Raw genomic sequence first — 12,458 nt, forward strand, 5'->3', positions numbered from 1 at the left:
CCGCTGTAATAGTGCATCATAACAGTGAGATGGCTGCCGCGCCTTTTAAGCAGGGTGCAGCAGCCGTTTTCCTGTGATGACCGGTCTGTCCCGGTCTTAGGTTCCGGTCTTAGCACATATACCGGAGCCCCCTGAATATTGACAGCACCATGCAAATCTGGTATGATTTATCCGGTTGATATATTTGATTATAACAATGCCAGTTGATGGAAGAAAGGTGGGGACATGGAACTGATCATACCCTTTGACAGCCAGTCGGAAAGCCCTCTTTATGAACAGATCTACCAGTACATCAAGGACGAGATACGCTCGGCCAGGCTGGAGGCAGGCAGCAGGCTTCCATCGACCAGGGTCCTGGCGCAGAATTTGAAAGTGAGCCGCAGTACCACGCAGATGGCCTATGACCAGCTGCTGTCGGAAGGGTATATCGAGGCTCTGCCCTGCAAGGGATATTATGTGTGTAAAATAGAGGAACTGGTGGAGGTACGGCAGAGATCGCCGGGTTCCTTTGTGGTGGAACAGGAGCCGGGGGAACAGGCCTATGAGGTGGACTTTTCTCCCAGGGGAATCGACCTGGAAAGTTTCCCCTTTAATATCTGGAGAAAACTCAGCCGCAATACATTGGTGGATGACAATAAGGATATGTTTGCAGTGGGCAATCCACAGGGAGAACTGTCCCTTCGTACAGCCATTGGAGCATATCTCCATTCAGCCAGAGGAGTGAACTGCAGCCCGGACCAGATACTGATCGGTGCCGGCAGCGAATACCTTCTCATGCTTTTGTGGCAGATCCTGGGAAATGACCTGGGCAGTGATCCACGGATCGCAATGGAAAACCCCACCTACAAGCAGGCGTACCGTGTGCTGCGCGGGGTGGGATACAGCGTGGTTCCCGTGGAAATGGACCGGTACGGGATGAATGTGGACCGGCTTTCGCACAGCGGGGCACAGGTGGCGTATATCATGCCCTCCCATCAATATCCCACAGGGATCGTCATGCCTGTAAAGCGCCGCCAGGAACTGCTGGCTTGGGCTTACAGCAGCCGGGGCTATCTGATCGAGGATGATTATGACAGCGAGTTCCGCTACAAAGGTATGCCTATCCCCGCCCTTCAGGGCATGGACCGGGGCGGCAGGGTGATATATATGGGAACATTTTCCAAATCCATAGCCCCGGCAATCCGTGTGGGGTTTATGGTGCTGCCCCGTCATTTGATGGAGAAGTACAGGGAACGGGCTGGTTTTTACGCCTCCACAGTGTCCAGGATTGATCAGAATATCTTGTACCAGTTCATTACCCAGGGGTACTATGAGCGGCATTTAAACCGTATGAGGGCTGTGTACAAAGGAAAGCATGATGTGCTCCTGGCCGGACTTAAGGATCTGGAGGACAGGTTTGTGATCAATGGGGAATATGCCGGCCTTCATGTGCTCCTGACCTCTAAGTGGAAAGGCGGCGAGATGCAGCTGGTGGAGCGGGCAGCCGCAGCCGGGGTGAAGGTCTATGCAATGTCGGACTGCTTTATCAACCCACAGCACGGTATGGATTCCTCCACGGTCATGCTGGGATACGCAAGGCTCAGTGAGAGGGAGATTGAAAAGGGGATCAGGCTCTTGGATCAGGCCTGGGAAAAACCGGAGAAAGGGTCGGAGAAAAGGCCGGAGATATGACCGGAGAAAGGAACAGTGAAACCATGAAGAACAGAAAATTCAGCGTGCCGGATATAACAGCAATAGCTGCATTTGCCATTGTGCTGGGAATCAGCGTTTTTTGGGGAATGAAGGGCCAGGGACATATATCCGGCCGTATTAATGGTGAGATGGCGGCAGACCCTGGTATTGATAATGCAGGAGGAGGCCGCATGGCGGACGGCGCAGGAAGTGAAGACGGCGCCGGAGGTGTGGGCCGCGCAGGAAGCGGGGATGGCATGGGCGGCTCAGGGAGTCGGGCCAGGGCGGACGGCGTCCCTGTTCTGGACCAGGATCAGGATGTATTGGCGGGAGATATCATGAAGGCGCTGAATGAGGGAAATCTGGAAAAGGCGGCGGGCATCATGGAGCGGGAAGAGGAAACACTGCAGGATCTGTTTTACACAACCATGGAGGGCAGGCGTTACCTCTATAATGGGGAAGGCCTTAGTGAAGAGATAGAAGGGCAGGGAATGGTTTTTACAATGGCCGGCACCGTATATTACGGAACATTCCAGGATGGAAAGCCGGAGGGACAGTGTACGGCCCTTCAGGTGGTGAACCTGGACGCTCCCAGGTATGATTACTCCGAAGGGCTCTGGAAGGACGGCAGGATGGAAGGGAAAGGCCATACCGGCTACTGCTATTATCAGTGGAGCCCGGAGGGGGAAGTGAGGGATATCTGCAAGACGGGTTCATTTTCAGAAGACCTTATGGACGGTGAAGTGACCTATACCAGCATGAATGATGAGAATGAGACAGTCACTTGGAAACTGGAAGTGGACCGCGGCGTGGTGGTTACGGATGAGAGGTGGGTTTACAGCGAATCCACAGAAGAATACCAGCTTTTGTCAGAGGACAGTGACAACCATGCGTATGTGCTGGGAGAAGAACAGATCAAGCTGCCTGTATGGAAAAATCTTCTGGTATGGGAGGAGTGATCCTGAATCATAAAACACAGGAAAAAAAGAAAAACCTCCGGGGCAGCGGCACAATGCCAAAAACCCCCGGAGGTTTTATGCTTTAATCCAGTGTATCTTCCTCAATGGTGGCGGTGGGCTCGGGAGCGGGAGGGATATCCTCCTTTTCCACGGAAGCTTCCTCCTCGTCCATCAGGTCATCGCTGTAATCTTCCGGGTAATTCCTGGGAGGATAGGAAGAATCGCCGTCCATACGGCCATAGTCATAGAGGTCATCCTCGTCCACATAATCATCATCCAGGAACCCTTCGTCCTCGAACAGTTCGGAATCGTCCTCCTTGTTCTGTCCGTGCTCATCCATGAGATCCGCCTTCTTGGCCTTCATAGTGTGTATGGCGATGTGGGCCGTGTCCACGGCTGCTGAGACGGCTTCGTGAGCCGTATCTGACAGAAGGCTGCCTGCATCCTTTAGTACGTTCTTCGTGGCGCTGGCCATGTCCTTGGCAGCTACCTTGAACTCATCTTTGCTGGATGAAAGGGAGATATAATTGCGGTCCGCCTTCCGTGAATCAATGGTGCGGTCAGAAGCATCCGCATCTGCCTCCTCATCGTTGTCCTCAAACTCGCGGAAATCTTTTTCCAGTTCATTATGGTATGTCTTATACTGAAGTACATAAGAAACGCCGGCAGCCACAGCTCCTGCTACAGCTGCAAATGCTACGAACTTACCCCAACCTTTCTTTGACATGACAAAACCCCCTTCTTAGAATAATGATAAAGCATAATTGTGCGATACATTTCATAGTATTCCTTATTGCTACTATTGTAATACGAATGGAAAAAAAAAGAAACATCAATTTGTAAAAAAATAATAAAATTAAAAGAAATTAGCACTCAAGTCTTGACAGTGCTAACAACTGGTGATATAACATATCATGTGAGCAAAATTAAGATGCTTAGTAAGTAACGAGAAAGAAAAAGCAGACAGATTGTAAGGAGGAATTCAATTATGAAGTTGGTACCATTGTTTGACAAGGTCGTATTAAAGCAGTTAGTAGCAGAAGAGACTACAAAGTCCGGTATTGTCCTTCCGGGAGCAGCGAAGGAAAAACCACAGCAGGCAGAGGTTATCGCAGTAGGCCCAGGCGGTGTTGTGGACGGCAAGGAGATCACCATGCAGGTAAAGGCAGGGGATCAGGTTATCTACTCCAAGTACTCCGGTACAGAGGTAGAGCTGGATGATGAGAAGTACGTGATCGTTAAACAGAGCGACATCCTGGCAGTAGTTGAATAATTGAACCCATTTTACAAAATAATGAATAGAACATAAATTTGGAGGTTGATCATCATGGCAAAGCAGATTAAATATGGCGTAGAAGCCCGCAAGGCACTTGAATCAGGTGTGAATCAGTTAGCAGATACAGTACGTGTTACCTTAGGACCGAAAGGACGCAACGTTGTTCTGGATAAATCCTTCGGAGCTCCATTAATTACCAATGACGGCGTGACCATTGCAAAAGAGATCGAACTGGCAGATGCCTACGAGAATATGGGCGCTCAGCTGATCAAGGAAGTTGCTTCCAAGACCAATGATGTTGCCGGTGACGGTACTACAACCGCAACTGTACTGGCTCAGGCAATGGTAAACGAAGGTATGAAGAACCTGGCGGCAGGCGCTAACCCCATCGTTCTGAGAAAGGGCATGAAGAAAGCCACAGACGCTGCTGTTGACGCTATTAAGGCTATGAGCAAGCCAATTAACGGCAAGGCACAGATCGCAAGAGTTGCAGCCATCTCCGCATCTGATGATGAGGTTGGTACAATGGTAGCAGACGCTATGGAGAAGGTTTCCAAGGACGGCGTTATCACCATTGAGGAATCCAAGACAATGATGACAGAGCTTGACCTGGTTGAAGGTATGCAGTTTGACAGAGGTTACCTGTCTGCTTATATGTGCACTGATATGGATAAGATGGAAGCAAACCTGGACGATCCATATGTGCTGATCACCGATAAGAAGATCTCCAATATCCAGGATCTGCTTCCTCTGTTAGAGCAGGTTGTAAAGATGGGCGCAAGACTGCTTATCATTGCAGAGGATGTGGAAGGCGAAGCACTGACCACCCTGATCGTTAACAAGTTAAGAGGTACATTCAACGTAGTTGCTGTTAAGGCTCCAGGCTACGGCGACAGAAGAAAAGAGATGCTACAGGATATCGCTATTCTCACAGGCGGAACCGTGATCTCCGAGGAAGTTGGACTGGATCTGAAGGATGCAACCATGGAGCAGTTAGGCCGTGCAAAATCCGTTAAGGTTCAGAAAGAGAACACCATTATTGTTGACGGTATGGGAGATAAGGATACTATCGCAGCGAGAGTTGCTCAGATCCGCAAGCAGATCGAGGAGACCACCTCTGACTTTGACAGGGAGAAACTGCAGGAGCGTCTGGCTAAGCTGGCAGGCGGCGTTGCTGTGATCCGTGTAGGCGCTGCTACCGAGACAGAGATGAAGGAAGCTAAGCTTCGTATGGAAGATGCCCTGAATGCAACAAGGGCAGCTGTTGAGGAAGGCATCATTGCGGGCGGCGGTTCCGCATACGTACACGCTGCAGCTGATGTCCAGAAGATCGTGGACGGCCTGGAAGGCGATGAGAAGACCGGCGCTAAGATCATCTTAAAAGCACTGGAAGCTCCTCTGTTCCACATTGTTGCCAATGCCGGACTGGAAGGTTCCGTGATCGTTAATAAGGTAAAAGAATCCAAGACAGGAACCGGATTTGATGCATATAAGGAAGAGTTTGTAGACATGATCGAAGCAGGCATCCTGGATCCTGTAAAGGTTACAAGAAGCGCACTTCAGAACGCAACCAGCGTTGCATCCACACTGCTGACAACCGAGTCCGTGGTTGCCAACATCAAGGAGCCGGCTCCTGCAATGCCGGCAGCACCTGACATGGGCGGAATGTATTAATAAGATAAACGGTTTATGAGATAGAAGTAAAATAATATCAAGAAACAGCCCGGAACGCGGATGGGATACCGTCTGTTCCGGGCTGTTTCAGCGTGGCGGAAAATCCGCCGTTCTGTTTTGTGGATCGAATTGGTTTTGTGGGACCGAATTGGAGAGGCTCATCCCCTGAGCGCCCTATAACAGAGCTTGGGGTCCCTTTGGTTTGGCCTAAATAAACATCTGCGCCACACAGTTAAATGCAAAGCAGATGACAATGCCGCATACCGTGGGTATCAAAAAGGACATAATTGTCCATTTCAGGCTTCCCGATTCCTTGCGTATGGTGAGCAGGGTGGTGGTACAGGGCCAGTGCATTAAGGAGAAAAGCATGGTGCTCACAGCGGTTATCCAGGTCCAGCCGTTGTTTACCAGCAGTTCCTTTAACTGTGTAAGGCTTTCAAAATCCAGGATGCTTCCCTGGGCCATGTATGCCATGATGATAATGGGGATCACGATCTCATTGGCCGGAAGCCCCAGGATAAATGCCATGAGGATAACTCCGTCCATGCCCAGCATATGGGCGAAGGGGTCCAGAAAACCGGAACAATGTGCCAGAAGGGTGATCCCTCCCACCTGTACATTGGCCATGATCCATATGAGAAGTCCTGCAGGAGCGGCCACGACAATGGCCCTTCCCAGCACAAACAAGGTGCGGTCAAAGATGGAGCGCACGATCACCTTGCCGATCTGGGGACGCCGGTAGGGAGGAAGCTCCAGGGTAAAGGAGGAGGGCATTCCCTTTAAAACAGTCATGGACAGGGCCTTGGAGACCGCAAAGGTCATAAATACGCCCAGAACAATGAACATTGTCAGGAGCAGGGCTGATAAAAGGGATTCAAAGGCACCTCCGGATACCCCTACAAAAAACATGGATATAATGGCGATCAGGGTGGGGAACCTTCCGTTGCAGGGCACAAAATTGTTGGTGATCATGGCAATGATCCGTTCCCTTGGGGAATCGATGATGCGGCATCCCACAATACCGGCCGCGTTGCATCCAAATCCCATGCACATGGTATTTATAAACTTGTAAAATAAATTAAAGCTGCTTTAACTTAATATTTACATCGGTCTCATTTATTATAATGCGGTCTATAATCATTGTTATGCAGGCTCTCTTTTCATCTAAACTGCCTGAATCCGCAAGCGCTATTAAAGTATCTCTTGCGGATATCATTTCTTCAAGGGTGGTCTTTGAAACATCTTTTGGCCTTGATAATTCCAATAGCGTTTCCTTCTCTTTACTGAGTGCATCCATTTTTGATTGTATAACTTCAAGCGGAATGCCACCGACCTGATAAAGGTCTATCAGTTTTCCAATCTGCTTATCTATATCGGACAAACGTAAAGAATAGTCCGTTACAGAAGCCTGGGCCGGAGGATTATTCTGCAATTTGGAAAAGTCTAAGCGCGTTATGTAATCCACCACCAGTTTATCCAATTCTTCTATTTTCCATTTATTATTTTTGCAGTTAGGATCCACAATATATTTTTTGTCACCTTTAGTACGGCTGTAACAAGAATAGTTGCCGTGCTCACCATGGAAACGTGCCCCACACTTACCACAATACACGAGACTGGAAAGAAGGGTGCTTGCCTTAAATGGAGACCGCTTGAAGGTATTAGAGGCCCTCCTGGAGCTGTTAAACAGGTCCTGCACCTGCCGGAATGCCTCTTCGGATATGATAGGCTGATGGTTTCCTTGATATGCTACGCCTTTGAATTTTACTTTTCCAATATATAATTCGTTTTTTAGAACATTCCGAACCAAAACTTCGCTATTCCACCCCCCGTATTTTTGCTGCATGTACTGCCAACAGTTATGAATGGTATACCCCTTTAAAAAACGATCATACAATTCCTTGACCTGTATAGCCTCGTAATCATTTATAACAAGATCTCCATCAATATAATCATATCCTGTTGGAGCGTTGCCGCCCCCGTGAAAATACCCATTCTTGGCCCTGCCTATGCGCCCCATGGTAAAACGCTCTGTGATCTGGTCCTTCTCCAGCTGGGCAAAGACCGACAATATTCCGATCATAGCCCGGCCAAAGGGGGTGGATGTGTCAAAATTTTCATTCACCGAAACAAAGTCCACATTTTTGGCAAGAAAACAATCCTCGATCAGCATAAGTGTGTCCTTTTGGCTTCGGGATAGGCGGTCAAGTTTGTAGACAATAACAGAATCTATCAATCCTCTGTCGATATCCTGGATCATCTGCTGCAGAGCGGGCCTGTTAGTGTTTCCACCAGAATAGCCACCATCAGTATATATTCGGACTATCTGGATATCCTTTGCTTTGCAATATGCCTCTAGGCGGTCGGTTTGTTCTTCAATGCTGTAGTTTTCTAACTGGTTATCCGTTGATACACGCACGTAACATGCGCCCCGTAGAAAATTTTTATCCATAATTATATCATCTCCTATGTAATGATATGAAAAAATGTACAAAAAATACGCCCCTTGCCAAGAACGTACCAGAAATGATATAATACAGGTGTCGAATCTGATTGTATCTTTCTGGGATTACCCGGTAAGAGAAAATCTATGTGAAAAGCTTCTGTGTTACCAGCACGGGGGCTTTTTACTTTGATTTTAGAAAGTGTGGGCCTGATTCAGGTACACTTCATAGCTATCATAATCAACATCGTAGGGAGATGCCTTTTCGGTAACTGTTTTTCCTGCTTCAACATCATAGATATCTTGTGGATAGTCAATGTGGGCGACCTCATCACCCTTATAATAAACTACTGCATACTCTATTTCATCAATGGGAACATTGTCATTGTTTGTTATCTCAATAATTACACAATCATCACCCGGATTTGACGTGATGGAAATTTTGTCCGCATGGTTTTTATAAGATGGATGACAACCTAATTGAACATCACTAACTATTTCATAGTCTGAATATTCTCCAGGAGCACTCATTTTTGAAACGACTGTACTTCCAGGAAGGACCATATCATGCCCATCCGTATCCATATCTATCGTTTCGCCAGAACCATTCTTATAATTTATCTGAACTTCCAATTCGTCAATAACGCTACTGCTATTATTAGTTATCAGTAGACAGATTTCGCCATCAAGCGTTTTTAATGGATTGAATTCCAGTTGTTCCTTCACCGTAGAAGCATCATCTTCCTTCGAGGCTGCCACGGTTTCTGCCACAACGGCTTTTTGAGTATTATCAGCTGTACTTTCAGCGGCCGGTGCGTTAGTTGCTTTCTCAGTAACTGCGGTAGCTTTGCCCCCACAAGCCGTAAGCGCAATAGTGGTTAACGCGATAGCAACAACAATTTTTTTCATATTCTTTTCCTCCATAAGATAATATTATTAAAAAGCCATAGGCTATTTTAATAAAAGCCATAGGCTATTTTAATTCTACACATTAATACTTGAATAAGAACGTGTGTTCTGATATAATGAAATCGAACATAAGTTTGTGCATGACTTCTGCTGCTACTGCGAATACTATTCGCATGGAGGTACATGCTTATGGTTCCACGATTTACAATTGAATATCATCTGTTTGATTTCCGTGATAAGGCAGGCCTTACAGATCGCGAACTTGCGGAATTATCAGGAATCAGTAAAACCCAAATTAACCAGATTGAGGACGGCAAAGCCAATCCCACGTTACGTACTATATGCATCCTTTCCCTTGCATTGGACGTTCAGCCGGCGGACCTGTTTTCAATCCGCATATCCCCCTGAAGGGGATACATAATAGACACTTGTCAATATTTGTCCGTTATACCGGACAAATGCGAAACTGACAGGCAATTTAATCATGTCGCAACGTTCATATAGTAACAAGGTCGTTATAACGACTATAGGGGAAGGGTGGTACATAATATGATATTTAAAAAGATGTTGCATGAGTTAGTTGATTCATTAGATGATTCGCAAGCAAGACACATCTACCATCTAGTTTTAGGGGTTCTGGGGAGGAGTTAATCCTCCTCAGGATCTTTATGGGCCTCTTTTAGGCAGCTTTCAAATTGATTAAAAATATAATCCCACTTATCATCAGGAACACAATATACCATCTCAACCAAGGCGGATAAGACCGCTTTTTTTTGTGCGCTTGCATTTCCCATTATAGAGCCAAAATGGCTAAATACCAGATCTGTTGCATCCATCTTATTGAACATTTCGCCCTTTCCGGTTCGGAGCCATTTTTCATTAATATTAAATTCCCTACATATATCTCGTACTAATCTATCAGAAGGGTCACGCTTTTTTCTCTCTAATAAGGAAATGGTAGAATTAGTTACTCCAAGAATGGTTCCAAATTCTTCTTGGCTTTTCTGAAAGTGCTCTCTTACCTTTCCAATCCTATCTCTGATTTCTTCATTCACAATTTATCACCTCGTTTCATACTTAAATATTACAATAGAAATTCGACAAAGTCAAGAAAAATATCTTGACATATTGAACTAAGTCGAATATAATTATGACATAGTCGAACGGAAAGGAGGTGAGAAGGTGAAAGAACACAGAGAAGTACCGGAATCTAAAGAACAGAAACGTCTGGAGCAGCTACGCTACATTATGGAGCACTGGAATGAACTACCGGAAACCATGCAGTGTCGGTTTGAAGGTCAGGTTCAGACTGCTAGGGATTTTCTCATGCAGAAGACAAACTGAATGGACGCACATTGGCAAGTGAATAAGGAAGGAGGTAAGAGGGATGTTTATATCAAAAGGCTGTCTGATCACAATTTTAGACAATTTGTCCGTGTTGAACAAGGAGACAGAGGAATTAAAAAAGAAAGTAGCTGACCTTGAAGGGCAAGTTCAAAGTCAGCCAAACTTGAAAGTAGAAGATATCAAACGTGTAATTGAGAAACATGACAGAGATACAAAGCGCTCTACTTTTTTCTAAGTTCCTCCAGTGTTGAATGGGTGTCTAACAGATACTTATTCAAGTTAGGAACCTGACGATGCATTGCAAATATAAAGTGGTCGATTGGCAAGTAAGGCAGTAGGTCTAAAGCTTCATCTTCGCTTAGCAAATTGTTCCTCTTTAAAATTTTGGTTATGGCAGTTAAACGTTGCTCATGATTTTCCAATACTTTTTGAAGGTTAAAACTAAATACAGACTCTTCGCTAAGTGATTCCTTGAATGGAATGGTACTCACATACAAACGAATATTATATTCAATATCGTAGGTATATGCACCTAGAGAACCGCAATAGGAAGTATCGTCCAAAGTGAAATTCAACAAATTTTCATTGGTAAGATGATGCTGTAAATGAAAGTCCTTAAACTTATCAAATTCCTCTTTTGTGGCTAGGCTTGCATCAATTACAAGCCAATTGTCATCAAGCAAGTAATCAGTTACTTCAATACCAAAACTATCAAACTTAATGTAATGCATAAACACTTTCTCCTTTCTTTTGTACTCGGCACTGCAACGCCTGTAAGTACAGTATAAGCTAGGGGGAGAAAAAAGACAAGACGGACAATGCAAGAAGTACAACCAATGCCACATACAATCTATCAGAGAGGGGTGGTGATATGGCAAACGTAACCATAACAACATATGACGGGAAAGTCTATACGAACCCGGAGGACATTAAAGTGGAAAGAAATGAGAATACGGAAATGTTTTATCAGTTTCTGGAGCGCTTCCGTGATGAAATGATCAGAAAGAAAGAGGGTACCGCTTAAAAGCGGTCCTAATGGACAAGCATAAGCGAAGGAGGGACAAGCCAATGAAACGACAAGCTGATTTAGATAAGTACAATGATGATTTGCAAGTGGATAATTTTATTGATCAGCTGCTCTGGGCGCTATGCATTATTGTTCTTGCGCTGACAGCGGCTTACATATATCGATCTTTTCAGGTCCGCGAGTTGATTAGACTGCTAAACAGGATGTAGAAGGGAGGTGAGAGAGAAATGCATAAGGACAGTAAGGTAATCCTGGATGGACGTCTGGAAGTACATACGAATGGCACAGTTTTTAAGATACGGCCAGACGGGAGCAGGGTAGAGGCCCATATAACATTAAGCAAGAATGTGAAACAGGCAACAGTCAGTCTGCAGGAGAATGGTAAACAAAAGGTATATTCTGTTAACCGTCTGATTGCCCAGGCTTTTATCCCCAATCCGGAAAACAAGCCTTATGTGAGCTACCTTGATGGAAATCCAGCCAATAACCATGTGGACAACCTTTCATGGACCACAAAGGATGAACAGGTTGCAAAGGCAAAAAGAACCTTAAAGAAGAAAAAGCGAAGCTGCAGTATTTGCGGGGCCCCCACATTGTCAGATGATGGTATCTGCACATCATGTAAACAGATCGAAAAAATGGAAGAAGCCAGGAAACAAAACAAGATTAACACTTTGGAGGAGATAAGAAAGGAATTTAAAGCCGTCAATCCGGCTGATCTTACATATCTCCAGAGACAGACGGTTGAAATGCGTCTGCAGGGCATGACGTATGAAGAAATTGGCTCAGTAATGGGGTGCAGCAGACAGTGCGTTGATCAGCGTCTTAAAGCGGTATTAGAAAGGTCTGAAAAGATAAGAACTCCTGGAAAATGTACAAGGAAAGCTTATATGTCAGCGCAAAATAAGCTCAGCAAAAAGCGTAATCTTTTAATGTACTTGACGGGTGAGGAGGAGATTACGAGGATGGAAATACAGGAGTTGGAACAGATCATCGTGAAATATGAAGAGATGTACCCTCAGGAAAAAAAAATGGACCCCAGCGGTAGCCGCCGCGAAGGATCCAGAACGAAATAAACTAACACACCCTTATTATATGGGATTCAGGAGGAAAAATCAATGCTTACTAAAAAAGAAGTGACAAACTGGGTGT

At 45.7% G+C, this 12,458-nt stretch carries 15 protein-coding genes and 1 pseudogene; 10 read left to right on the top strand and 6 right to left on the bottom strand.

Annotation, left to right across the window (positions count from 1 at the left end):
* Positions 1-225 precede the first annotated feature (225 nt).
* On the top strand, positions 226-1,671 hold the full coding sequence (locus tag CLFS41_RS25090) for a PLP-dependent aminotransferase family protein (protein WP_045093854.1): 1,446 nt from the start codon (positions 226-228) through the stop codon (positions 1,669-1,671).
* A 23-nt stretch (positions 1,672-1,694) separates the two neighbouring features.
* A complete protein-coding gene (locus CLFS41_RS25095) occupies positions 1,695-2,630 on the top strand; it encodes a hypothetical protein (RefSeq protein ID WP_045093862.1) in 936 nt (311 codons plus the stop codon).
* Between the two features lie 82 nt (positions 2,631-2,712).
* On the opposite strand, the gene CLFS41_RS25100 is transcribed toward CLFS41_RS25095, so the two are convergent.
* Positions 2,713-3,357 (bottom strand): hypothetical protein, encoded by a 645-nt coding sequence (locus CLFS41_RS25100; protein ID WP_007866936.1) that lies wholly within the window; start codon positions 3,355-3,357, stop codon positions 2,713-2,715.
* Between the two features lie 261 nt (positions 3,358-3,618).
* Between CLFS41_RS25100 and CLFS41_RS25105 the strand changes: the two genes are divergently transcribed.
* Complete coding sequence (locus CLFS41_RS25105) at positions 3,619-3,903, top strand: co-chaperone GroES (protein WP_007866933.1); 285 nt, start codon at positions 3,619-3,621, stop codon at positions 3,901-3,903.
* A 54-nt stretch (positions 3,904-3,957) separates the two neighbouring features.
* The gene (gene groL, locus CLFS41_RS25110) at positions 3,958-5,580 is read left to right on the top strand and encodes a chaperonin GroEL (RefSeq protein ID WP_045093855.1); all 1,623 of its coding nucleotides are present in this window, start codon (positions 3,958-3,960) and stop codon (positions 5,578-5,580) included.
* Between the two features lie 207 nt (positions 5,581-5,787).
* Here the strand turns inward: groL and CLFS41_RS25115 are convergent.
* From CLFS41_RS25115 to CLFS41_RS25125, 3 genes and pseudogenes are all read right to left on the bottom strand, one after another.
* Positions 5,788-6,636, bottom strand: a pseudogene (locus CLFS41_RS25115) (nucleoside recognition domain-containing protein); the annotation flags it as partial.
* 22 nt (positions 6,637-6,658) lie between these two features.
* A complete protein-coding gene (locus CLFS41_RS25120; protein ID WP_045093856.1) occupies positions 6,659-8,032 on the bottom strand; it encodes a recombinase family protein in 1,374 nt (457 codons plus the stop codon).
* Positions 8,033-8,218: 186 nt separating this feature from the next.
* Positions 8,219-8,932, bottom strand: coding sequence for a hypothetical protein (locus CLFS41_RS25125; RefSeq protein WP_045093857.1), 714 nt, complete (start codon positions 8,930-8,932; stop codon positions 8,219-8,221).
* 189 nt (positions 8,933-9,121) lie between these two features.
* Here CLFS41_RS25125 and CLFS41_RS25130 point away from each other — a divergent pair, with 189 nt between their 5' ends.
* On the top strand, positions 9,122-9,340 hold the full coding sequence (locus CLFS41_RS25130) for a helix-turn-helix transcriptional regulator (protein WP_045093858.1): 219 nt from the start codon (positions 9,122-9,124) through the stop codon (positions 9,338-9,340).
* A gap of 239 nt (positions 9,341-9,579) precedes the next feature.
* Here the strand turns inward: CLFS41_RS25130 and CLFS41_RS25135 are convergent, their stop codons facing one another.
* Complete coding sequence (locus CLFS41_RS25135; RefSeq protein WP_242856912.1) at positions 9,580-9,987, bottom strand: helix-turn-helix transcriptional regulator; 408 nt, start codon at positions 9,985-9,987, stop codon at positions 9,580-9,582.
* A 127-nt stretch (positions 9,988-10,114) separates the two neighbouring features.
* Here CLFS41_RS25135 and CLFS41_RS30170 point away from each other — a divergent pair, with 127 nt between their 5' ends.
* A complete protein-coding gene (locus CLFS41_RS30170) occupies positions 10,115-10,276 on the top strand; it encodes a hypothetical protein (RefSeq protein WP_161797510.1) in 162 nt (53 codons plus the stop codon).
* 43 nt (positions 10,277-10,319) lie between these two features.
* Complete coding sequence (locus CLFS41_RS25140) at positions 10,320-10,514, top strand: hypothetical protein (RefSeq protein WP_045093859.1); 195 nt, start codon at positions 10,320-10,322, stop codon at positions 10,512-10,514.
* On the opposite strand, the gene CLFS41_RS25145 is transcribed toward CLFS41_RS25140, so the two are convergent.
* Positions 10,501-11,010: a hypothetical protein gene (locus CLFS41_RS25145; RefSeq protein ID WP_045093860.1), complete on the bottom strand. Its 510-nt coding sequence runs from the start codon at positions 11,008-11,010 to the stop codon at positions 10,501-10,503. The two genes, CLFS41_RS25140 and CLFS41_RS25145, sit on opposite strands and share 14 nt — an antisense overlap.
* A gap of 140 nt (positions 11,011-11,150) precedes the next feature.
* On the opposite strand from CLFS41_RS25145, the gene CLFS41_RS30505 reads away from it, so the two are divergent.
* The 3 genes from CLFS41_RS30505 (at position 11,151) to CLFS41_RS29165 (ending at position 12,382) form a co-directional block, all read left to right on the top strand.
* Positions 11,151-11,303, top strand: coding sequence for a hypothetical protein (locus CLFS41_RS30505; protein WP_200895113.1), 153 nt, complete (start codon positions 11,151-11,153; stop codon positions 11,301-11,303).
* A gap of 44 nt (positions 11,304-11,347) precedes the next feature.
* Entirely contained in the window at positions 11,348-11,515 is a 168-nt protein-coding gene (locus tag CLFS41_RS30175) for a hypothetical protein (RefSeq protein WP_161797511.1), read from the top strand.
* Between the two features lie 138 nt (positions 11,516-11,653).
* Positions 11,654-12,382 carry a sigma factor-like helix-turn-helix DNA-binding protein gene (locus CLFS41_RS29165; protein WP_200895114.1) on the top strand — a complete coding sequence of 243 codons (729 nt, stop codon included), beginning with the start codon at positions 11,654-11,656 and terminating at the stop codon, positions 12,380-12,382.
* Positions 12,383-12,458 lie beyond the last annotated feature (76 nt).

Origin of the sequence: Clostridium sp. FS41 (assembly GCF_000954015.1) — a bacterium.
GTDB lineage: Bacteria > Bacillota > Clostridia > Lachnospirales > Lachnospiraceae > Enterocloster > Enterocloster citroniae.

Excerpts from the sequence above, each read along its gene's own strand:
- CLFS41_RS25130 (WP_045093858.1), top strand. The coding sequence starts at position 9,122 with ATGGTTCCACGATTTACAATTGAATATCATCTGTTTGATTTCCGTGAT.
- CLFS41_RS25100 (WP_007866936.1), bottom strand. The coding sequence starts at position 3,357 with ATGTCAAAGAAAGGTTGGGGTAAGTTCGTAGCATTTGCAGCTGTAGCA.
- CLFS41_RS30175 (WP_161797511.1), top strand. The coding sequence starts at position 11,348 with ATGAAACGACAAGCTGATTTAGATAAGTACAATGATGATTTGCAAGTG.
- CLFS41_RS25095 (WP_045093862.1), top strand. The coding sequence starts at position 1,695 with ATGAAGAACAGAAAATTCAGCGTGCCGGATATAACAGCAATAGCTGCA.
- CLFS41_RS30505 (WP_200895113.1), top strand. The coding sequence starts at position 11,151 with ATGGCAAACGTAACCATAACAACATATGACGGGAAAGTCTATACGAAC.
- groL (WP_045093855.1), top strand. The coding sequence starts at position 3,958 with ATGGCAAAGCAGATTAAATATGGCGTAGAAGCCCGCAAGGCACTTGAA.
- CLFS41_RS25090 (WP_045093854.1), top strand. The coding sequence starts at position 226 with ATGGAACTGATCATACCCTTTGACAGCCAGTCGGAAAGCCCTCTTTAT.
- CLFS41_RS25120 (WP_045093856.1), bottom strand. The coding sequence starts at position 8,032 with ATGGATAAAAATTTTCTACGGGGCGCATGTTACGTGCGTGTATCAACG.
- CLFS41_RS25105 (WP_007866933.1), top strand. The coding sequence starts at position 3,619 with ATGAAGTTGGTACCATTGTTTGACAAGGTCGTATTAAAGCAGTTAGTA.
- CLFS41_RS25140 (WP_045093859.1), top strand. The coding sequence starts at position 10,320 with ATGTTTATATCAAAAGGCTGTCTGATCACAATTTTAGACAATTTGTCC.
- CLFS41_RS25125 (WP_045093857.1), bottom strand. The coding sequence starts at position 8,932 with ATGAAAAAAATTGTTGTTGCTATCGCGTTAACCACTATTGCGCTTACG.
- CLFS41_RS25145 (WP_045093860.1), bottom strand. The coding sequence starts at position 11,010 with ATGCATTACATTAAGTTTGATAGTTTTGGTATTGAAGTAACTGATTAC.